At 71.0% G+C, this 20,562-nt stretch carries 19 protein-coding genes; 10 read left to right on the forward strand and 9 right to left on the reverse strand.

Going from position 1 to position 20,562, the window contains the following annotated elements:
• Window positions 1-19: 19 nt before the first annotated feature.
• Window positions 20-1,315 carry a nickel-dependent lactate racemase gene (gene larA, locus BLR12_RS13520; RefSeq protein WP_091378929.1) on the reverse strand — a complete coding sequence of 432 codons (1,296 nt, stop codon included), beginning with the start codon at window positions 1,313-1,315 and terminating at the stop codon, window positions 20-22.
• Between the two features lie 149 nt (window positions 1,316-1,464).
• On the opposite strand from larA, the gene larB reads away from it, so the two are divergent.
• From larB to BLR12_RS13540, 4 genes are all read left to right on the forward strand, one after another.
• Window positions 1,465-2,175 carry a nickel pincer cofactor biosynthesis protein LarB gene (larB, locus tag BLR12_RS13525; protein ID WP_091378931.1) on the forward strand — a complete coding sequence of 237 codons (711 nt, stop codon included), beginning with the start codon at window positions 1,465-1,467 and terminating at the stop codon, window positions 2,173-2,175.
• Complete coding sequence (larC, locus tag BLR12_RS13530) at window positions 2,172-3,395, forward strand: nickel pincer cofactor biosynthesis protein LarC (RefSeq protein WP_091378933.1); 1,224 nt, start codon at window positions 2,172-2,174, stop codon at window positions 3,393-3,395. The genes larB and larC overlap by 4 nt, the downstream gene beginning before the upstream one ends.
• A 118-nt stretch (window positions 3,396-3,513) precedes the next feature.
• The gene (locus tag BLR12_RS13535; protein WP_091378935.1) at window positions 3,514-3,741 is read left to right on the forward strand and encodes a toxin-antitoxin system YwqK family antitoxin; all 228 of its coding nucleotides are present in this window, start codon (window positions 3,514-3,516) and stop codon (window positions 3,739-3,741) included.
• A 29-nt stretch (window positions 3,742-3,770) separates the two neighbouring features.
• The gene (locus BLR12_RS13540) at window positions 3,771-4,112 is read left to right on the forward strand and encodes a hypothetical protein (protein ID WP_091378937.1); all 342 of its coding nucleotides are present in this window, start codon (window positions 3,771-3,773) and stop codon (window positions 4,110-4,112) included.
• A gap of 708 nt (window positions 4,113-4,820) precedes the next feature.
• On the opposite strand, the gene BLR12_RS13545 is transcribed toward BLR12_RS13540, so the two are convergent.
• The 4 genes from BLR12_RS13545 to BLR12_RS13560 form a co-directional block, all read right to left on the reverse strand.
• The gene (locus tag BLR12_RS13545) at window positions 4,821-6,170 is read right to left on the reverse strand and encodes a dihydrolipoyl dehydrogenase family protein (RefSeq protein ID WP_091378939.1); all 1,350 of its coding nucleotides are present in this window, start codon (window positions 6,168-6,170) and stop codon (window positions 4,821-4,823) included.
• A 296-nt stretch (window positions 6,171-6,466) separates the two neighbouring features.
• Window positions 6,467-7,138 carry a haloacid dehalogenase type II gene (locus BLR12_RS13550; RefSeq protein WP_091378941.1) on the reverse strand — a complete coding sequence of 224 codons (672 nt, stop codon included), beginning with the start codon at window positions 7,136-7,138 and terminating at the stop codon, window positions 6,467-6,469.
• Between the two features lie 244 nt (window positions 7,139-7,382).
• Window positions 7,383-7,922, reverse strand: a complete 540-nt coding sequence (locus tag BLR12_RS13555) for a carboxymuconolactone decarboxylase family protein (RefSeq protein ID WP_091378943.1) — start codon at window positions 7,920-7,922, stop codon at window positions 7,383-7,385.
• A gap of 333 nt (window positions 7,923-8,255) precedes the next feature.
• The gene (locus BLR12_RS13560) at window positions 8,256-8,969 is read right to left on the reverse strand and encodes a Crp/Fnr family transcriptional regulator (RefSeq protein ID WP_176832508.1); all 714 of its coding nucleotides are present in this window, start codon (window positions 8,967-8,969) and stop codon (window positions 8,256-8,258) included.
• Window positions 8,970-9,056: 87 nt separating this feature from the next.
• Here BLR12_RS13560 and BLR12_RS13565 point away from each other — a divergent pair, with 87 nt between their 5' ends.
• Window positions 9,057-9,881 carry a discoidin domain-containing protein gene (locus BLR12_RS13565; protein ID WP_091378948.1) on the forward strand — a complete coding sequence of 275 codons (825 nt, stop codon included), beginning with the start codon at window positions 9,057-9,059 and terminating at the stop codon, window positions 9,879-9,881.
• A 327-nt stretch (window positions 9,882-10,208) separates the two neighbouring features.
• On the opposite strand, the gene BLR12_RS13570 is transcribed toward BLR12_RS13565, so the two are convergent.
• Entirely contained in the window at window positions 10,209-11,060 is an 852-nt protein-coding gene (locus tag BLR12_RS13570) for a FadR/GntR family transcriptional regulator (protein ID WP_143018773.1), read from the reverse strand.
• 264 nt (window positions 11,061-11,324) lie between these two features.
• Here BLR12_RS13570 and BLR12_RS13575 point away from each other — a divergent pair, with 264 nt between their 5' ends.
• The 4 genes from BLR12_RS13575 (at window position 11,325) to BLR12_RS13590 (ending at window position 16,632) form a co-directional block, all read left to right on the forward strand.
• On the forward strand, window positions 11,325-12,806 hold the full coding sequence (locus tag BLR12_RS13575; protein WP_176832509.1) for an amidase: 1,482 nt from the start codon (window positions 11,325-11,327) through the stop codon (window positions 12,804-12,806).
• Window positions 12,807-12,890: 84 nt separating this feature from the next.
• A complete protein-coding gene (locus BLR12_RS13580) occupies window positions 12,891-14,183 on the forward strand; it encodes a cytosine permease (RefSeq protein WP_176832510.1) in 1,293 nt (430 codons plus the stop codon).
• A gap of 20 nt (window positions 14,184-14,203) precedes the next feature.
• Entirely contained in the window at window positions 14,204-15,634 is a 1,431-nt protein-coding gene (locus BLR12_RS13585; protein WP_218120661.1) for an amidase, read from the forward strand.
• Between the two features lie 662 nt (window positions 15,635-16,296).
• Window positions 16,297-16,632 (forward strand): histone-like nucleoid-structuring protein Lsr2, encoded by a 336-nt coding sequence (locus BLR12_RS13590; RefSeq protein WP_091378958.1) that lies wholly within the window; start codon window positions 16,297-16,299, stop codon window positions 16,630-16,632.
• A 142-nt stretch (window positions 16,633-16,774) separates the two neighbouring features.
• Here the strand turns inward: BLR12_RS13590 and BLR12_RS13595 are convergent, their stop codons facing one another.
• Window positions 16,775-17,044 (reverse strand): hypothetical protein, encoded by a 270-nt coding sequence (locus BLR12_RS13595; RefSeq protein ID WP_255363484.1) that lies wholly within the window; start codon window positions 17,042-17,044, stop codon window positions 16,775-16,777.
• Window positions 17,045-17,592: 548 nt separating this feature from the next.
• Between BLR12_RS13595 and BLR12_RS24045 the strand changes: the two genes are divergently transcribed.
• Window positions 17,593-18,378, forward strand: coding sequence for an HNH endonuclease signature motif containing protein (locus BLR12_RS24045; RefSeq protein WP_143018774.1), 786 nt, complete (start codon window positions 17,593-17,595; stop codon window positions 18,376-18,378).
• 274 nt (window positions 18,379-18,652) lie between these two features.
• On the opposite strand, the gene BLR12_RS13600 is transcribed toward BLR12_RS24045, so the two are convergent.
• Window positions 18,653-19,537, reverse strand: a complete 885-nt coding sequence (locus BLR12_RS13600; protein WP_218120662.1) for a hypothetical protein — start codon at window positions 19,535-19,537, stop codon at window positions 18,653-18,655.
• Between the two features lie 171 nt (window positions 19,538-19,708).
• Window positions 19,709-20,101 carry a VOC family protein gene (locus tag BLR12_RS13605; RefSeq protein WP_091378963.1) on the reverse strand — a complete coding sequence of 131 codons (393 nt, stop codon included), beginning with the start codon at window positions 20,099-20,101 and terminating at the stop codon, window positions 19,709-19,711.
• Window positions 20,102-20,562: the final 461 nt, after the last annotated feature.

Below are 20,562 nucleotides of genomic sequence, written 5' to 3' on the forward strand. Positions count from 1 at the left end.
GGACCGTGCGCGCTGCGACTCAGCTGATCTCGGCGAGCAGCTCGGAGCTCACGTACGGGATGGTCTGCGGCCCCTCGGGCAGCACGCACACCCGGGCGTCGGGCCCTGCCGCGTCGAGCAGTTCCCGGACCGTGGCGCCGATGTCGTGGGTCTGCTCCAGGTGCGCCGCCTCGAGGGCGTGGTCGGAGAGGTAGGCGGTGTGCATGATCACCCGCGCCCGGCTCTGGATCTTCGCCTGCACCTGGACCTGCCACTGGTCGGGCACGGTCTTCGGCCGGTTCTCGATCAGGTCGAGGAGCGCCTGGGGGGACTCCGCGGACTCGAGCACCTCCCGGTAGGAGCCGTGGTTGGGGAACCCGTCCCGGCACTCCGCCGCGCACACGATCGCGCCGCCGTCCTTCACCACCGTGGCCGCCGCGGAGATGCCCTTCACGGCCTGGTACAGGTTCTGGTCCAAGGGGTAGCCGGAGTTGGTCGTGACCACCACGTCGAACAGCTCCGGCACCGGGGCCATCGCCAGCTCCCGCGCCGCCTCGCGGGCCGCGGCGTGCATGGCGAACAGCTCCCCGGCGAACGCGCCCACGATCTGCTGGTCCCGGTTGAGGGTGACGTCGAAGCCGAAGTGCACGCCACCGACCGCGGCGACGACCGCGCGGATGTCGTCGTGGACGGGGTTGCCCTCGCAGACGCCCCACACGGCCCGGGGGGAGCCGATGCGCTCGGCGTCGTGCAGGGTGAGCACGGTCTCCAGGCCGGCCAGCCCGGGGACGGCCAGCTTCGGGCCGCCGCTGAACCCGGCGAAGAAGTGCGGCTCGACGAACCCCGTGGTGATCCGGACGTCGGCCTCGACCCAGTGGCGGTCGAGCCAGACGGGCACGCCGTTGCCGTGGGTGCCCATCCAGACCAGGGAGTCCTCGTCGCGGGCGTCGTGGTTGAGGACGTGCACCCGGTCGACGACGTCGTCGCCGAGCATGCTCCGGATCTCGGCCTCGGTGTTGCCGCGGTGGGTGCCCGTGGCCACCAGGACCACCACGTCGTCCAGGGAGACGATCCCGTCGAGTTCCTCGAGCACGGCCGGGACCATGAGGTCACGCGGCTGGGCGCGGGTGCCGTCGCAGACGGAGATGGCCACCTTCTGCCCCGGTCGCACGATCTCGCGCAGCCGTGGCCCGGCCACCGGTGCGCGCAGGGCCGACCGCAGGACCGCCGCGGGATCGTCGGCGCCGGGCACGTAGCGGGGCTCGACGACCGTCGTCCGGTCGTCAGGCAGGTCGACGGTCAGACCCTGCTCGCCGTAGGCCAGTTGGACCCTCATCTGATCACCCGTCCTGCCGTCCGGTCGGTGGAGCCTGCTCGGACCCTAACCGGGACCGCCGGTCCCGGCGCCGCCGCGGGCCCACCAGGGGCGGACCGCCTGCGCGGCCCCGCTGTGGGCAGCCGGCCGCTGCCGTGCAGGATGCCGCTGTGGACGGCGAGGGACGCGACCCGGGGTACGTCGACCTCGGGTTCGCGCGGGTGGACACCGATCGGCTGTCCCGCACCGGGGACCCGGAGGTGGTCTACGCCGCCGGGAAGACGCCGGAGGAGGTCGTCGCCATCGTCGGGACGCTCCGCGAGGCGGCTCCGCACCGGCCGGCCCTGGTCACGCGGGCGGACCCGGCGACGGTGGCGGCGGTGCGGCTGCGGTGGCCCGGGGCGCGGGTGGAGGCGACGACGCTGGTCGTCGGGGACCTGCCGCCGGCCCGGGGCCTCGTCGCGGTCGTCACCGCCGGGACGTCGGACGCGACGGTGGCGGCGGAGGCCGCGACCACGGTGCGGGTCTTCGGCGCCGACGTCGTCCGGGTGGTCGACGTCGGGGTCGCGGGGCTGCACCGCGTGCTCGACGCCCGGCCGGTGCTCCAGGACGCCGACATCGCGATCGTGGTGGCCGGCATGGAGGGCGCGCTGCCCAGCGTGATCGGCGGGCTCGTCGGCACACCGGTGGTGGCCGTGCCGACCAGCGTCGGCTACGGGGCCAGCTTCGGCGGTCTGTCCGCGCTGCTGGGGATGCTCAACTCGTGCGCCGCGGGCGTGGTCGTCTGCAACATCGACAACGGGTTCGGAGCCGGGGTCTTCGCCGCGCGGATCGCACGGAGCATCCACGCCGGCGGCTCCGGCGTCGGGGAGCGGCGGTGACCCGGGTCGGGTGGCTGGACCTCGGCAACGGCGTGGCGGGCGACATGCTGCTGGGCGCCGTCGTGGGGGCGGGCGTGCCGCTCGCCGACATCGCCGCGGCACTGGAACCCCTGCAGCTGCCCGTCACGCTGCGCGCCGAGGACGTGCGGCGCGGCGGGCTGCGGGCGGTCCGGGTGGTCGTGGACGCCCCGGAGGCCGGCCAGCCCACGCGCCGCTGGTCCGACGTCCGCCGGCTGCTCGGCCGGCTGCCCGAGCCGCTGCGCTCGCCGGCGGTCGAGGTGTTCGGCGCGCTGGCGCGGGCCGAGGCGGCGGTGCACGGCGTGGCCGAGGAGGACGTGCACTTCCACGAGGTGGGCGCGCTGGACGCCGTCGCCGACGTCGTCGGGGTCTGTGCCGGGTTGGCCGCCCTGCGCCTGGACCGGTTGCTGGCCTCGCCCATCGCGCTCGGGGGCGGGACGGCGCGGACGGCGCACGGGACGATCCCGGTCCCCGGACCGGCCGTGCTGGCCCTGCTGGAGGCGGCGGGGGCACCCGGGCGGGGCGGCCCCGACGAGGTGGAACTGGCCACGCCGACCGGGGTCGCACTCGCCACCGCTCTCGCGGACGGGTTCGGTCCGATGCCGGCGCTGCGCCCGACGGCCACCGGTACCGGCGCGGGCACCCGGGATCCCGCCGGCCGGCCCAACGTGGTGCGCCTGGTCGTGGGCGAGGTCGAGGAGACGCCGGCCCCCTCCGGCGCCGTCGGGGGTCTCGACACGACGACGGCGGTGGTCCTCGAGGCCAACGTCGACGACCTCGACCCGCGCGCCTGGCCGGTGGTCCTCGCCGCCCTGCTGGACGCTGGCGCCCTCGACGCCTGGCTGGCCCCGGTGCTCATGAAGAAGGGCCGTCCGGCGCACGTCGTCGCGGCGCTCGCCGGTCCGGCCGAGGTGGCCCGGGTCCGGGACGTCCTCCTCCGCGAGACCACGACCCTCGGCGTCCGCGAGACGACCGTCGTCCGGCACGCCGTCCGGCGCTCGTTCGACACCGTCTCCGTCGACGGGCACCCCGTCGCCGTCAAGCTCGGGTGGGGGGCCGACGGCTCGGTCGTCAACGCCATGCCCGAGTGGGAGGACGTCGCCCGGGCCGCCGCCGCGCTCGACCGACCGGTCAAGCAGGTGCTGGCGCAGGCCGTCGGGCTGGCCGAGGCGCTCCGGACCGGCCGTCGTCCGGGGGGGTGACCGCCGCACCGGGTGGGCGCTTGCCGGGACCGTCGCCGGGGCGGTAGGTGTGGGTCCCGCTGTCTCAGGCACCGTCCAGCCGCGACCACCCCGTCCGACGACCGCCCGGGAGCCCACCGTGCCGGAGACCGAGTTCACCGAGGGACTCCACGAGGAGCGCCACCGCGACGGGTCGCTGCGCGCCCGCGGGCCGGTCGTCGCCGGACGCCCGCACGGCTGCTGGGAGTGGTTCCGGCTCGACGGCACGCTGCTGCGCTCGGGCTCCTTCGAGCAGGGCCGCCAGGTGGGGGAGTGGACCACCTACGACAGGACGGGCACGCCGTACAGGACGACCACCATGGGCTGAGGGGCGCCGGCATCGCCCGTGAGCTCTTCATGAGCCTCCGCCTGGAACCGGAGGGGCTGGACCGGGGCTTCGACCTGTTCACCGCCGTGGTGTCGGCCGGTCAGCTGGTGGGACCGGCACTGGGCGGCGCGGTCCTGTCCACGGCGCCCGGCGAGCTCGCCACGGTCACGGCGCAGGCGCTGCTCGCCGCCGCGGCGCTGTGTGCCGCCGCCCTGCCGGTGGCGGCCTGGACCGCCGTCCGGCATCGCGTCCCCCGGCCACGGCAGGGCCGCCCGGTGCGGCGACGCCCGTGTGGCAGATCCTCCGGCTGCCCGGCGTGCCGGCGGGGGTGTTCACCAGCCTGGTCCTCGCCGCAGCGGTGGACCTGCTGATCGCCTACCTCCCGCTGCTCGGCGAGAGGCGCGGCATCCCCGCCGTCGACGGTGGGGCTGCTGCTCAGCATCCGGGCCGGTGCCACGGTCGCCTCGCGCCTGCTCGTGCCGGCGATGCTGCGGCGCGTGGGCCGGCCGCGGCTGGTGCTGCTGAGCACCGCACGCCCCGGGGACGCCGCCCGCCGGACCGCGGCAGGAGCCCGTCGGCGGATCCCCCCAACGGGTGTTCGCGGCCAGCCGCGGGCTCGTGTGCGGGCCCGGGTGCGCCGATCCCCTCGTGACAGGGAGACGAGGGAGTTCCCAGCTCCCCCGGATCCGACCTCGATGGTCCCCCGGGAAAGGCCGGGGATGTCAGACCCCCCCGCTACAACGGAGGCACGGATAACCGGCGGGGGTACACCCGACCAGGAGAGAGAAGCACCGCCATGACCGACCGCGCCCGCTGTCTGCGTCACCACGTCTGGCTCGCCAGCTGTGCAGACTGCACGACCTGGCACCTGACCGCCCTCCACGTCCGCCCCGCTCGGGGTGTCGAGCCCGCTCGGGGTGTCGAGCCGGTGCAGGCCCACCACGCATCCGGCCGCGCACGGCCCGTCGCCGCCTGATCGTCCGCCTGCCGGCCGCCGGTCGTCGTCGGGGCTTCCGGCCCTGTCCACGCCGCGAGCACTGCTGCCACGGGCTGTCGCGGCCAGGCATCTGGCAGGAGCGCTACAGGTCCAGGGCCTCCAGGGCGGTGAGGAAGCCCTCGGTGTAGGTGGGGAACTGCGCGACCTGGTCGAGCAGGGTGTCGATGGGGATGCCGGCGCGAATGGCCAGGGAGGCCTGGTGGATCCACTCGCCGGCCTGAGGCGCCACGGCCCAGGCTCCGAGGAGGACGCGCCGGTCGACGTCGGCCAGTAGACCCAGATGACCCCGCGGGTGCTGCTCGAAGGTCCACGGCCGGGCGATCGACTCGGCCAGGTCGACCTCGACGGCCGCGGTGCGCAGCCCTCGGGCGTCGGCTCGGGCCTGGGTCAGCCCCGCAGCGGCGATCTCGGGGTCGGCGAAGACCACCCGCGGGATGCCGTCGTAGCGGGCGGGACGGGCGCGACCGAGGATGGCATCGGCGACGATGCGGCCCTGGTACTTGGCCACGTGGGTGAAGGGCAGGACGCCGGTCACGTCGCCCAGGGCCCAGATCCTGTCCGCGGCCCGGCAGTGCTCGTCCACGAGGACTTCACCGCGCTCGCCCAGGCTCACGCCGACCTCTTCCAGGCCGAGACCGTCGCTGCGCGGCGCGCGGCCGGTCGCCATGATCACCACGTCACCACGCACGGAGGTCCCGTCGTCGAGCTCGACGACCTGATCGGCGCCGTCACGCCGAGCCCGCCTCGGGGTGGTGCCGACGCGGATCTCGACGCCGGCTCCTCCCAGTGCGGCGCGTGCCAGGTCCCCCACCCGTGGGTCCTCCCGGCTGAGCAGCCGCCCGCTGCGCTGGACCAGCGTGACGGCCGTCCCGAAGCGGGCCAGGAACAGCGCGGTCTCGACGCCCACGGCGCTACCGCCGATGACCACCGCGCGAGCCGGCAGGTCGGCGGCGGTGTAGGTCTCGCGGTTGGTCCACACCGTGACGTCGTCCAGACCCTCGATGGGCGGGATCACGGGAGCAGACCCGGTGGCGATGACCACCTGGTCGGCGGCGAGCTCACGCCCGTCGACGTCGACCACTCCGGGGGCGGTCAAGCGGGCCACCCCCTTGACCACCCGTGCACCTCGGTCGACGTAGCCGTCCACCTGGGCCGAGTCGTCCAGGTGGCGGGCCATCTGATCGCGGTGGTCCCGCGCTGCGGGCCAGTCCATCCGTGCGCCGTCGACCCCAGCGACCCGGTCCACCTCGCCACTGACCTCCGGCGGGCGCAGCACGGTCTTGGACGGGATGCAGGCCCAGTACGCGCACTCCCCACCGATCAGCTCGCGCTCGACGACGGCGACGGATCTGCCTCCGTCGAGCAGCCTGCTGGCGGCCACCTCCCCGCCAGGGCCCATGCCGATCACGATGACGTCGAAGTGCTCACTCATCGGGTGCTCCTGTCCGGGGGTCCTGCTCTGCGGGTGCGGTGTGGCCGATGGCGCCGGGTCGAGGCGTGGGCGTGTCGTGATCCGGATCAGCACCCAGCCGGACTCCACGACGGTGGCCACACCGAGGTCGAAGACCAGGTGCGTGATCCATCGCGGGTGTGGGTGACCAGCGGGCAGTCCGGGTCGGAAGACGAGAACCTGAACGCCGGGATCACCAGGTCATCGGCGATCGGGGCGACGGTGGGTACCGCCGTGGTGCCGATGGACGGGGGACAGGTCGCCCAGCCGGCCGGACATCAGGCGGCGAGGCGATCGGCCAGTTCGGGCAGCTCGGCGATCGTGTGCGTCGGCGCGGTGAAGTACTCCGGGTAGGGCCGACCGTCGCGGTTGATCCAGGCGGTCGCCAGGCCGGCCCGGTTCGCGCCGTCGATGTCCCACGGGTGCACGGCGACGAGGATCATGTCGGCCGGCTGCACGCCGCAGGTGCGGGCGGCGTAGGCGTAGGAGCCGGGCGCAGGCTTCCACACGCCGGCGTCCTCGACCGACAGCAGGTGCTCGAACTCGTCACGGATGCCGGCGGTGCTCAGGAGCCGCTCGGCCACGCCGGCCGAGCCGTTGCTCAGGGTGACCAGCCGCCGGCCGGACTGCTTCAGGGCGCGGACGCCGCCGGGCACGTCGGGGTGGACGTCGAGGGCGGTGAAGCCGCTCATCACGTGCTCGACCGCCGCATCGAGTTCCCGGGTCAGCGGCACGCCGGCGAGGATGCTCCGGAGCCCGGCGGTGGCGAACGTCGCGAACCGCTCGGTGCCTCCTGCTGCGGTCAGGGCGAAGGCGTCCCGCAGCAGCGATGCGAACCACACGCGGTCGGTGAGTTCGGGGGCGCCGACATCTCGGAACCGGGCGGCCAGCGGGGCCATGTCCGACAGCGTCTCGTTGACGTCGAAGACGACGACTTGCGGTGCAGTCACGTGTGCTCCTCGGGTGGGCGGGGCGGGGCGTGTGGGCAGCAGCTCGTCGGTGGCGGTTGCGATGACGTCGGGTGGTCCTCGGGAGGAGAGTGCTTGCTGCCTTCGATGCGGGCCAGCGGGGGTGCCGAGGTCGGCGGCCGCTCCTGAGGCCACGTAGTGCTGCCTGTCGTCTCCTGGTCGGGTGGACTCGTGCCTGGTTCCGCTCCGACACCCCGGTGGACCCGCGGTGCCGGAGCGGAATCTCTCAGAGGGCCGGCGCGGCGGGCAGGTCCAGGTCGGTCCGGACCAGATGGTTGAAGTAGTTCGTGAACAGGTTCAGCGCGACATGGGCCGACGTCTCGGTCAGCTCGGCGTCGGACCAGCCGGCGTCGAGCGCCGCCTGCCACGTGCTGTCCTGGACCGAGCCCACGTGGGCGGTCTGCTCGCGGACGAGGGTGAGCAGCGCGTTCAGCTTCGGGTCCTCGACCTGGCCGCGGCGGATGTCGATCGTCTCCTGGAGGCTGAGCCCGGCTGCCTTCCCGCCGGCGGTGTGCGCGGCCTGGCAGTAGGAGCACTCGTCGACGTTCGCCACGGCGAGGGCGATGGCCTCGCGGGTCCGCCCGTCGAAGGTGCCGGTGTCCTGCATGACCTGCTGGACGGCGGCGTAGGTCTGCAGGACGGCGGGGGAGTGCGCCATGGCGCCGTGGATGTTGAGGACCTTGCCGAACTTGGCCTCGAGCGCCTTCAGCGCGTCACGGCTGCCCTCGGGGGCGGAGTCGACGGTGTGCAGGGGGATGCGGGTCATGGTGTCGCCTTTCCTCGGCGGTTCGTGGACGGCCAGCGGCCGCCGGAGGACGACAGCACCGGCCGGTGCTGCGCTCTGCCCGATTGGTCACCTCGGTGACCGTGTTGGGCCCTCCGCGGTCGGCCGGCCAGGGCCTTCACCGTCTCCCCTCGCTGATGAGCACGGCGCCGGGGCTGTACCCGGCGGCGGTCAGATCAGCGGCGTGGCCGTCGGCCGGACCGGGGTGCTGGGCCGCGGCGGTGCCGTCGTACGCGACGGCGACCCCGGCGCCCGAGGCGACCGCCGACCGTCACCTGGACACCGAGTCGGCGGGTGGGCGACCGGGTCCTCCCGTCACGGGAGCGGCTCGCTGCCCATCACCTCGCGCAGCCCGCCAGGGTCGCGGATGACGGTGTACCCGTACCGGGAGTCCACGAGGCCGTGTCCCTTGAGCTGCCCGACGACTCGGGTGACCGACTGGCGCCGAGCGCCCAGGAGGTGCGCGATCGTGGTGTGGCTCAACCGGACCACCTGGTCGCCGGCCGGCCCGTCCTCCGCGAGATCCAGCAGGAGGTAGGCCACCTGGCTCACCAGAGGCTTCGAGGTCACCACCACCAGTCGCCGCCGGTCGTCGTCGAGCCGTCGCGCGATCGAGGTCATCCAGCGCAGCGCGAGGTCCGGTGAGCTCCTCAGCAGTTCGGTCCACCGGCCCCGGGACAGCGCGATCAGCTCGGTGTCGCGGCTGGCGATGGCGTCGAAGGGCATGGGCGCGTTCAGCAGCAGCGGGATGTCGGCGATGACCCCGCCCGTGCGGACCACCGCCATGGTCGCCCGGCCCTGGTCCAGCCGCGCCCGCAGTTCCAACTCGCCCGTGCCGACGATCTGGATCTCGGTCACCTGGGAGCCGGCGGCGGCCGCCACCGTGCCCGCGCTGGCGTGCCGGACGGTGCCGAGCATCCGCAGCTGCGCCAGTTCGCCAGGCCGCAGCAGGCCCAGGTTCCGCTCGGCGGATCCCGCGCTGATCCACCGGCCGCGTACTTGTCGGTCCTGGACACCGTTCGTCGTCACGGTGGAAGCATCACCGAGGACGGCAACCTGCATGACAGTGGGTCACCGCGGTGGAACGGTCGCCGTCGACCGGCCGTTCGGGCGGGCATGAGCTTCCGAGCGATGCGCGCGCTGGCGGTGCCGACCCTGGCCGCCCTGGTGCTGGTCGGCTGTGGCGGAGCGGGGACGTCCGCCTCCGGCGACCCGCCGGTGCTCGCCGCCGAGCAGGTCTTCGTCGACGACCCGGTGGTCGTGCCCGACGCGGCCGGCACGTCGGCCGTCCTGCGGGTCACGACCGAGCTCGACATGGCCTGCGCGGTGGTCTTCGGGCGGGACGAGTCCCTGGGCGGTGGGATCGCGACGGACGCCGACATGGGTGGCGGGGCGCACACCGACCATCAGGCCGTCATGAGCGGGCTCCAACCCGACACCGAGTACTTCTACCGGGTGCAGGGTTCGGGATCGGACGGCAGCCTGTACCGCAGTGGACTCAGGAGCTTCCGGACGCCCCCGGCCGACGACCCGGAGGCGCCTGGCCGGAACGCGGCCGTCGGTGCGCAGGTCGTCGACGTCAGCTCCGAGTTCTCCGACGACTTCCGGGCGGACGCCGCCGTCGACGGCGACCTGGCGACGGAATGGTCCAGTGCCGGGGACGGCGACGACGCGTCGATCACCCTCGATCTGGGCCGCCCGGTGCACGTGGTCGGGGTCGCTCTGCGCAGCCGCTCGATGAGCGACGGCTCCTCGGTGGTGGAGACCTTCACCGTGACCGTCGACGGCGGACGGACGTACGGTCCGTTCGACGCCGGCACCGCCTCCGTGGTCAACGAGGTGGAGTTCACCGGGCAGATCCTGCGGATCGACGCCGAGCGGACCAGCGGCGGCAACACCGGCGCCGCGGAGATCGAGGTGATCGCCCTCGACGACGAGTAGCGCCGGTGACCTGACGTCGATCCGCCCGGCGACGTGTCCGGCCCGTCCGGAGGCCCGGCGATGAGGGTTTCGTCTGCCAACTCGCGCGTCGCGGCCGCGAGCCCGAGGCAGCTCGGGGCGACAGCGGTTGTCCGCGGCGAGCCCAAGAGGCGATAGCGACTTCGCCCCGGAAGTGCGGGCCCGTCCCAACGACGTCTCTCGCGGTGCGTCACTCCAGGAGTCGTCACCCGCCCCGAAGTCGAATCGGTCCCGAGGCGAGCACGGGCGGGTACACAGCTCGCGCGGCCACGCCGAGGGCGGCGCCGAAACAGGCCAGGAGTAGCGGCGTTACCGGGCAGCGTCCTGGTGGGCGTCCCCGAACAGATGGGGCGTCGGTCCAGTCTCTCCGGGGATGTCCAGGACCGGCATCGTTTCGGCGTCGGCATGGGCGTCGGCGAGCACGCGCTGCTGCATGTCCCGGAGGTAGGAAAAGTGCCGCTCGAAGGCCGCCGTCGCGGCCGCGACGTCGCGGTCGCGAATGCCCTCGTACATGGCCCAGTGCTGGTCGGCGATGCAGTCCCGGCGAAGCTCCTTGAGCAGGAGTCGGTTGGTCCGAGGCCGCACCAAGTGGACAGCGGTCATGGCGAGCTCGAGGATGCTGTTCTTGGCCGACTTGCTGACCGCGGTGTGGAACTCGACATCGGTGGTCAGCCACGCGTCCTCGCCGAGTCCGGGATCCCGTGAGATCTCGATCGGCCGCCGCATGGCGCTGAGATCCTCCTCCGTCCGGTTCAACGCCGCCAGCGCCACGCACTCGCGCTCCAGTACGTGGCGCGCGTGCTGGACCTCGGCCAGGGAGATGTTGCCGGCGCGGAACCACAGGCCGAGTTGTTCGCCGATCCGTTCGGCCAGCTCCCCTGCCTGCGGGGTGGTGACGAAGGTGCCACCGGCGGCCCCCCGCGTCGAGGTCACCAGGTTGCTCGCGGCCAGGGTCCTGATGGCCTCGCGGACCGTTCCCCGGGAGACCCCGAAGTCCTGCGCCATCTGCTGCTCGCTCGGCAGGCGATCGCCCGCTCGTAGGCGGCCGTCGATGATGGCAGTGCGTAGCTGATCCACCACCTGGCCGGCCGCGGTCCGCATCATCACCGGGCGGACTGCGAGCGGCGGGGTCGCGCGGTCGGCATCCCGGGCGGGGTCCATGGCTTCCACGGTAGCAGCGCCAAAGGTAGAACCTTTGACCGTAAAGGCTTGACGTATGTCGCTCGTCACACCTAGCTTCGCTGCGAACCGTGGCCGGAGGGAGTACGCCGTGGCATTCCGTGGGTCAGGACTCGCTTCCCTGGCGGGCGCGGGTCTGCAAGCGCGGAGGAAGCGGGCACCAGTGCCCCGCGGTGAGTCGTGACCACCGCGCTCGACGCCAGGATGCGCCCATGTCCGTCACCGCACCGCCACGGGACCAGGTCCATGTTCCCGGTTGAGCAGGCCCCGTATGCGTCGATCGACACGCTCCATGGTGGCTACCGGAGCGGCGAGCTGACTGCCGAGGCGCTCGTCGAGACGTGCCTGGCACGGGTCGACCGCTTCGACCAGCGGAAACCGGGCATCAACGCGCTCACGGCCCGGAACACGAGGGCGCTCGAGGTCGCCCGCCGGCTGGACGACATCTTGCGCAGCGGTCGGTTCACCGGGCCGCTGCACGGGATCCCCGTCCTGGTCAAGGACCAGATCGAAACGGCAGGGATCGAGACCACGTTCGGCTCGATGGCCATGCGCGGCTACGTCCCGGATCGGGACGCCACCGTGGTGAAGCGGCTCCGGGCCGCCGGCGCCATCGTGCTGGCCAAGACCACCATGCCCGACTTCGCGGCGTCCTGGTTCTCGCTGTCCTCACGCAGCGGCTACACCCGGTGCCCGTGGAGCCTCCAGCGCGATGCCGGAGGATCGAGCAGCGGGTCAGCGGCCGGAGTTGCCGCGGGGTTCGCGCCCGTCGCCATCGGCGAGGACACCGGGGGCTCGGTCCGGATCCCGGCGGCCTACAACAACCTGGTCGGTCTCCGGGTGACCACCGGGCTGGTGAGCCGGTCGGGGATTGCCCCGCTGGTGGCGAGCCAGGACACCGCCGGCCCGATCACCCGCACGGTCGCCGACACCGCCACGCTGCTGGACGTGCTGGTGGGCTTCGACCCCACCGACCCCGCCACATCGGTGTGCCGGCGCCGGGGGGTGGCCGTGGGCGGTTATCGGGCGGCGCTCCGGCCGGGAGCTCTCCACGGCGCTCGGATGGGCCTGCTGACCGAGGCGCTCGCGGACGGTGACGACGAGAGCACCGGACCGGTGAGCCGCGTCCTCGGCACTGCGCTGTCGACGCTGGAAGCCTGCGGAGCGAGTGTGGTCCCCGTCTCGATGGCGGATCTCGCCGACCGGCTGCGCGAGACGTCGCTGTACCTGTCCCGCTCGCGGTCGGACATCGACGCCTTCCTGTCCCGCCGGCCGGTCCGGCTTCGGGACGTCGCCTCGATCGTCCGGCAGGGCCTGTTCGACCAGAGCCTGGATCTGCTGCGCGCGATCGCCGAAAGCGAACCCGATCCGGGGGAGCTGCCGAGGCGAGAGGGCGCGCAGCACGACCTGCGGGCGCGGCTCGTCGGGCTGATGGAGACCCACGCGCTCGACGCTCTCTGCTTCCCCACGACGCCGGGGATCGCCCCGACGCCGGAGGAGCTGCGGATGGGGGAGGTGCAGACCCAGACGTTCCGCACCAACACGGTCATCGCCGCGCAGTCAGGCCTGCCCGCGGTCACCGTCCCCGCCGGTCTCACGGAGCTGGGGACGCCCGTCGGCCTCGAACTGGTCGGCCGTCCCTTCGGCGAGCACCGGCTGCTCGATCTCGCGGCCGACTTCGAGGCCGCGACGCCATCGCCCGTCGTCCCACCCACCACCCCCTGCTAGTCGGACCGTCGGAGGCCGTTCATGTCCACGTCCCCATCACCTGATCCCAGCGTCAACGAGGAGTACCACTCCACTCCCGTGCCCATGGCGGCCCGGCTGGGCTTCGGCCAGCCGGCCTGGGTGTGGTCGGGCTTCGGGATCGCCTTCATCTGCGCGGTGATCGGCGGCACGATCCAGCAGGGCCTGGGCACGGTGGACGCGATCCTCGCCATCATCGCCGGCAACGTCATCCTGTTCGTGTACGCGTCGGCCCTCGGCTATGCCAGCGGCAAGTGGGGGCTGAACTTCCCCCTGACGGTCCGTGCGGTCTTCGGCGGCCGGGGCTCGGTCATCCCGATCGTCATCCTCGCCGTCCTGGTGACCGGGTGGTTCAGCTTCCACACCTGGCTCACCGCCGACATCATCCGGGCCGCCTTCGCGATCGAGTCGGGCGTGGCCGTGGCGCTGATCGCGCTCGTGGTGGGGGTGATCTACGCCGTTCCCGTGATCTTCGGTATCAAGTCGATGGCACTCGTGCGTCAGATCGCCATTCCGGCGATGGTGCTGTTCGTCATCTACTACCTCGTCACGAAGGTCTTCCCGGCCGGGTCGGCCCTGTTCGAGTCCACGGGCGACGGTTCGATGTCCTTCCTGACCGGTGCCGGGATCGCCTGGGCGACGTACGCGGTGAGCGGCACCATGACCGGTGACATCGTCCGCTACACCCGCACGGGCGGTCAGGCCATCGGCGTCACCGGGATCGCATTCCTCTTCAGCAACGCGCCCTTCATGATCCTGGGCGCCTTGTTCGCGGCGGCGATCGACGACCCGACCGTGCCCTACTTCCTCGACTCCGACAGCCTGTCGGTGCTCATTCCGCTCGCGGCCATCGCGATCCTGAGCACCTGGTCCACCGCGGACGCCTGCCTGTACAACGCCGCAATGGGTTTCTCGAACAGCCTGCCCAACGTCAACTGGCGTCGGGCCGCCATCCTCGGCACCGTCCTCGGGATCATCGCCGCGATGACGGGCGTGATCGGGAACGTCACCAACCTGCTGATCACCATCGGTCTCATCGTGCCCCCGGTCGGCGGCGTGATCATCAGCGACTACTTCCTGGTCCGGGGGCGGCACGGGTACGGCTTGGACCGCCGATCGCCCGTCAACTTCGCCGCGATCATCGCCGTCGCGCTCGGCATCGGTACCGGCCTGCTCATGTACTTCGCCTTCCCGAACTTCATCTTCGGCATCCCGGGGATCACCGTCGCGCTCGTGACTTACGGGCTCCTCACCAAGACCGTCGGTCCGTCGCTGGGAGCCGAGGAACCGTCTGTCGTCAACGCCGCGGAAGCGGAGGGCATGACCAAGCCGGCGGCCGCGCCCAGCGTCGCCGCCTGATCGAGGAGGAGATCACGACCATGACCGACATCTGCGCCATGCCGGCGACCGACCTGGCCGCGGCGGTCAAGGCGGGCGAGCTCTCGCCCGTGGACGTCGTCCAGGCGGTGAGCGACCGGATGGATGCCGTCGAACCCGTGCTGCACGCGTTCTGCACCCCGACCCTCGACCTCGCCCGCCAGCAGGCGGAGGACCTCGCACGCCGCATCGCCGCTGGGGAGCGGGTCGGTCCGCTGGCGGGCGTGCCCGTCGGCATCAAGGACCTGGTGGCGACCAAGGGTATCCGGACGGCGATGGGTTCGAAGGCCTACGAGGACTTCGTACCCGACGAGGACGACATCGTCGTGGAACGCCTCAAGGCGGCCGACGCCATCATCATCGGCAAGACCAACGTGCCAGAGTTCGGTTACAGCGGGGTCGGGCACAACCCGGTCTTCGAGACGACGCGCAACCCGTGGAACCCCGCGATGACCCCGGGAGGCTCCAGCGCCGGCTCCGGAGCCGCTGTCGCGGCCGGCATGGGCCCCATCGCCGTCGGCAGCGACGGTGGCGGATCGGTGCGCATCCCGTCGGCCCACTGCGGCCTCTTCGGCATGAAGGCGTCGATGGGACGGGTTCCGCTGTACCCGGGGTGCCGCGACGAGCGGTTTCCCGGGGTCTCGAGCTGGGAGTCCCTGGAGCACATCGGTCCCATGTCGCGGACCGTGGCCGACAGCGCCTTGATGCTGTCGGTGATGGCCGGTCCCGACCCCCGCGATCGACACACGATCCCGACCTCGGACGTGGACTGGACCGGTTGCCTGTCCGGCGACATCCAGGGGCTCCGCGTGGCCTTCAGCCCCGACCTCGGCTACGCCGCGGTTGACCCCGAGGTGCGCGAGACCGTCCAGCGCGCCGTCACCGTCTTCGAGAAGGAGCTCGGCTGCGTCGTGGAGCAGGCCGACCCCGGCTTCGCGGACCCGTATGCCGCCTTCTGGGGCATCGTCGCTCTCGACACGGATCTGCGGGGGATGCGACGCCTCGCCGCCGAGCACGAGATGTCCCCACACCTGGTGGAGTTCCTGGCCCGACCATGGACGGCCGAGGACCTCACCGACGCGGTGATGACGCGGAAGGCGGTGAACAACAGGATGTGGCGGTTCATGGAGAACTACGACCTCCTCCTCACCCCGACGCTCACCGTTCCGCCGTTCCCGGTGCACGTGCAGGGGCCGGAGAAGGTCGACGGCCGGATGGTGCCGTCCTTCCAATGGCTGTCCTTCACGCTGCCCATCAACATGACCGGTCAGCCGGCAGCCACCGTTCCGGCCGGCTGGACGAAGGACGGCCTGCCCGTCGGCCTGCAGATCGTCGGCCGGCACCTCCAGGACGAGTCCGTCCTGCGCGCGGCCGCGGCGTTCGAGGCGGCTGCTCCCTGGCACGACCGGTGGCCCGCTCTGGTGCGGAGCTGACGTCCCTTGCTGCGTCGACGGGGCGTCGTCTGCCCCGTCGGCGCAGCCCCCGCCGCACGTCGCCCGTGACGGGTGCCCGGCTCGAACCCTGTACCCCTGTCCGACGACACTCGAGGTCATCGATGGCCGGTCGTCATAGGTGAGCGCGGCGAGCAGTTGCCGCACCGAATCTGGGCAAGGGCGTCGGTGGCGGGACGCGAATGTGTACCAGCCCGACTGAACTGACCCCCGTCAGACGGCCCCCATGTTGCAGGTCCGATCCGCAGTTTCGTACGTGACCCACAGGCGGCGGCCGAGCGGTCCGCGGTGCCGGCAGAGGGGATCGCCCGGCGGATCGCCGCCCGCTACGGCCTCAAGCTCACCCCGTGACCAGTTGTGGTCGTGGGAGGAGGGCGAAGAAGGGCCTCTACCTGGCCGTATGAGCGCGCCCGGCCTAACCCATTGATGATTGATGGAGCGGAGAACAAGGGTCTCCAGGGGCCCGAAACGGCCCTTCTGCAGGGTCCTCCAGACTTCATCAGCACAGCTAACAAGCCGCTCGACCTCCGGCTTTGCGTGGAGCGGGTGCAACTCGTGGCTACTTCCATCACAAGGTCGACGTGTCTCACTCTTCTGTCGCTTCCTTCTTGACATCCGGATCACAGCTCTGGACCCTAGGGCTCGTGGCTACTAGAACCGAGGTTGTACTGGTCGATGACCTGAATGGCGATGCGCTGGCCAGCACGACCGTGCAGTTTGCCCTCGACAAGACTGAGTATGAACTGGACCTGAGCGACGAGAACGCTGCGGCGATGCGTGAGGCGCTCTCCCGCTACGTGAAGGCCGCCCGGAAGCTCTCATCTGGTGGAGGCCGTCGCGCCGCTGCCGCGAAGCCGGCCTACTCGGGTGTTGACCCGGCTGCAGTGCGCGCCTGGGCTGCTGGGCAGGGCATCACGGTGTCTCCGCGCGGTCGGATCAAGGCCGACGTCGTCGAGCGGTACCGAGCCGCCGGCAACTGACACCCCCGCCTCCGAGGTTTCACGCTTCTCGCAGGGGAAGCAGCCGACAGTCAGGTCAGATGATCGGCGACATACGCCCGGCGTTGAGCAGAGGTACTCCTTGTACACCGAATCACTCCTGGATTCGGTCGTGCATGAACTCCTACCGCGCCTGGTCTTCCGGACCGCCGAAGAACTCGCTCACGGCCAGCATGTCGCGATGCACGGCGGCGACGTCGACGCGGTCGGAGATGAACGCCGTCTGCAGGCGCGTCAGCGCCCGGGACGTGGCCGCCGCATCCTCGGAGGTGTCGGGCCACCGGTTCGTCAGCGCCCAGCCCAGGTCCACCCACTGCTCGACGACGTCCCCGGGACTGAACTCGATCGGCTCCTGGGTCAGCGGCTGCAAGTCCTCGGCGAGGTCGGCCAGCAACAGCGCAGGTACTCTTTCCAGGCCTCGAGGAACCGGTAGACGTTGCAAACTTGTCCGTCCACGACCTGATTGTGCGGGTAGTGGGTCTAAAAGAAGAACGGCTCCGCAGGGCTGATCGCCTGGAACCTTCGGGCACCAGCTGGACGCGAGAAATCCACCTCCGCACCGGGGCTGTTCCGCCAGCTTGCGGTACCACTCGCCGTCGGTCACTCCGGCGTACACCTTGATGAAACCCAATCTGGAGAGCCCGCGCTTCCTGCCCTGCAGGCGCGTGTTCCGCGCTGGGTGACCCTCCATCAGACCCCGGCGCCCCGGCGGGAGAGCGTGGGGACTCTCCGGCTGCCCAGGTGAGATGTCGAGCCCCCGCAGGTCGGCGAGCAGTTTTACGCGTTGCCACAAGGCGAGACTGGGCGAAGTGTGGGACGGCAAGCCTTTATCGTTTGCGGCGACATGGCAGGTCTTCTTCGCTCAGAGGGGCCACGTTGGATCAGTCCCGTGCTGACGACCTTACTCGTTGGACCGCTTGACCTACCCGATGTAATGAGCGGGTGAGCCGCAACTACACTCTGCCCACCATCAAGACACTGTTCGGCGAGGCGAGCGCATGCGCCTACCCCGGCTGTGGCGAGCCGCTAATCTTCACTGACCGAGGCAAGAAGACGGCCATCGCCGAAATCGCGCACATCCGCTCCGAGCTGCGCGGTGGTCCGCGACACGATCCTGACTACACCGGAGACGTGAATGGTCCTGGCAACCTCCTGCTGTTGTGCGGAAAGCACCACAAGCCAGTCGACCGTCATGAGAGCACGTACTCGGTCGCCGAACTTGAGCGGTGGAAGGTGGCCCAGCGGGCGAGTGCGCGCGGCGGCACGGAGCTGACGGGTACCGATCTCCGGTCCTACTCGGCCATCGGAAGCGAAGACCGACGAATAGTGACGGACATCGCGCGCCTAGCGCAGAGAGCGGCGGGGTTGAACAGAATCGCTCAAGCCGCGATCTACGGCGTAGAGGACGAGGATGTGCAGGACAGGTCGCTGATGTGGGCCAAAAGTGTTGGAGTCACAGGCGCTCCTCCTCCTGCGATCGAGCTATCCGAGCCTCATCGGGACAAGCTTGACGAAGTCCTGGGAAAGTTGGAAGAAGAAGTTGCGGTCCTTGACATGACATCTCCGGGGCCAGTGGCGGACGCGGCGAAGGATGTGATGGTGCATGCCTTCCGGGCCGGAATCTTGCCGGACCATTTAAAGGAACGAGCCGGCAATCTGAGAGTCTCGCTTCGGCGACTATGGAAGGTCGCCAACGGAGAAATTGAGCCCGGGGGCGGCTGGTACTAGGCCGTGAGGGAATCCAACTCCGGCTCTCCCTCGAGCATGACCTCGGTTGCCGCCCACACAAAGGCGTTCATCTCGTCAGGGGAGTCGCCGGACTCGGCCGGTTACCGCACCGTGGTCGTGCCCGGGGAAGATGCCGGTGAAGAGGATGGCCTGGCGGACGGGCTGCCCGGCGCCGGTGCCAGTGACAGTGACAGCCCGGACGACAAGGGATTGACTGCTCAAACCCTACCGCTCGCTGCTGAGCTGGATTCCTGGCCTCGGCCTCCCAGCGGCGTCAGTCCTCGCTAGGAGCGGAGGTACCGCTGGACCGGCGGATCAGGTCCGCCACCAGAGCCCGGTGCTTGTTCAGGTCCGCCTTGCCGTCTACCTGGATCCGGTACCGGCCCCACCGGGTGTTGTACGACAGCTCCTCGACCCCAGACTGCTCGATCAGGGCGGTCACTTCGTCGCTTTGTGGAATGCGGAACTCGACGATCAGGTGCTTCTTCCGGGGCCGGAACTGCACGAAGTTGTCCGCGAGACCGTCGCGAGCGAGGCCGATGTAGAACTTGTTGTACTTCAGGTCCAACTTCGCGCCGGTGATCTCGTTGACCATGCCGAGGATCTCGTCGGCGAGCGCGACCATCGTCGGGGATCCCTTGTCGGTCCAGTAGACCCGGTCGGTGGCTTGGCCGGGTTCGTCCTCCTCCTCGGTGCCGAGCCGGACGATGTCCAGCACAGTCGTGGCGTTGATGGTAACCACGCCGTCGGCGACTTCCAACGCGCGCATCTGGACGGCGACGATGGGGATCGCCTTGTTGAACAACGCGACGACGTTGAGGAAACGACTGGTCACGTCCTCAGCGACCAGAACGGCGACGTGCTCGTACTGCGGGAATCGGGTTCGCTCCAGATCCCAGTATTCGATGGTCCGGATGATGTGGGCTTCGTCGGTCGCGCCCAACTGGACCTCGACTTCGTAACGCGTGTTCGCTTCAGGGTCGCTGAAGAGCAGGTCGAGTCGCCCGGCGCGAGGCTGACGCCGCTCGGCGTCCTTGAGGACGAGACCGTCGCCGAGGCCGAGCAGGCTCGGATGGTCAGCGAGGATCGCCTGGAGCCATTTCTCGTTCAGCGTCGGATGCGCCTTGAGGCTGACGACCTTGGCCTTCCGGAACTCCACCAGGCGTACTCCCTCCCGGCGCGCAGGGCACCGCCCAAAGCGTCTGGACCCTCGTCCCGCTCACGATCATGCCTGAGCCCAGCGGCGAGGACCGGCGACCTCAGGGACCCGGCTGCGATCGCCACAGCGGTTGCCACGGTCCGGTGGTCCCAAAAAGCGCCCGGGCACCGCTTACCAGGAGACACCGGGCTCATAGGTCCCGAAGCTCCACTCCTGACCGCCAGGGTCCAGGATTCGCGCCCGCCGGGTGTGGAAGGGAGTGTCCTCCGGCGAAATGACCGGCTGGGCACCGGCGGCAACGGCCCGCTCGAACGCCCCGTCGACGTCCTCGACGCGCAGGTAGAGACCGCGTCCAGTGGACCGTCCGATCAGCGGCGGTACCTGGTAGTCGGCGTCGTCACTGCTCACCATCAGGGCGACATCCCCCCAGCGGACCTCGGCGTGCGTCACCTCGCCGTCCGGCCCCTGCTGACGCCGGACCTCCGAGAAGCCGAGCGCGGCCAGCCAGTCGAGCGCGGCCGGGGCGTCGCGGTAGCTCAGGTACGCGAACAGCTGCGAAGTCACCCGGTCGAACCTAGGGACTCCCGCTGCTCCCGCAAAGAACGGAGGCGCCGCCTCCGCGGACCACGGCGTCGATACGTCTGACGCATGGGGTGTCCGGCTGGTCTGTCCGGAGAGCGTTGAGCGACTGGCAGGTGGAGGTGTGTCCTGATCGTGACATCGACCTGCCGCTGGCGCCGCCTGTCGTACTACATTGCGCCGTCCCGCCCGGGCTCTCGGTTCAGTCGCGGGGCGGCGTCCTCGCGGTTGCAGTGCAGGACGAGGCCTCGGGTGACGATGTAGCGGTACGAAGCGGGAGCGCATCGACCAGGACGTCCTGCATCGCCGCGCTCAGGTTGCGGTGCTGTCCGGTCTGGCAGCCGGCGACGACGGCTCCGACCTGATGGCGGCAGCGGCTCTCAGTCACGCGCCCGGCCGGCGCCGAGCCGCTGGCGTATGAGGGACTGCGAGAGCGCTACCTGCCG

The sequence above is a fragment of the Geodermatophilus sp. DSM 45219 genome (assembly GCF_900104025.1).
Classification (GTDB): Bacteria; Actinomycetota; Actinomycetes; order Mycobacteriales; family Geodermatophilaceae; genus Geodermatophilus.